This is a genomic window from Vogesella mureinivorans, from assembly GCF_007644035.1.
GTDB classification, from domain to species: domain Bacteria; phylum Pseudomonadota; class Gammaproteobacteria; order Burkholderiales; family Chromobacteriaceae; genus Vogesella; species Vogesella mureinivorans.
This window is the reverse complement of record NZ_VMTV02000113.1, coordinates 1-281: the sequence shown is the minus strand read 5'-3', so window position 1 is coordinate 281 and position 281 is coordinate 1. Positions and strand designations below refer to the sequence as shown.

At 71.9% G+C, this 281-nt stretch carries 1 protein-coding gene; it reads left to right on the top strand.

What is annotated here, in order from left to right:
• Positions 1 to 281: hypothetical protein (locus tag FLQ44_RS02875; RefSeq protein ID WP_147692969.1), on the top strand; the 281-nt coding region annotated here is incomplete at both ends.

The following is a 281-nucleotide window of genomic DNA, read 5'->3' as shown; positions in this document are numbered from 1 at the left end:
CGGCGCGCGCATCCGCTATCTGGCGGAGATCGCCGAGCAAGGCAGGGCGATCAACCACGGCATCGAAAAGCAGAGCGAAATCGCCAGCCGCGCGCAGAGCGTGTACGAGGCGCTGCGTGAGCTGGAAGATCCGGCGTTGCCGAAGCCGCTGGAGCTGTACGCGCCCGACGCTCTTCTCCCCTCTCCCCGAGGGGTGAGCGGGGCTTTCGAGCCGCACCGCGGCGAGCCCGCGAACGCCGCCGCGCATGCAGGCGCGGTGGCCGGGGTGCGGGTCGGGGGAG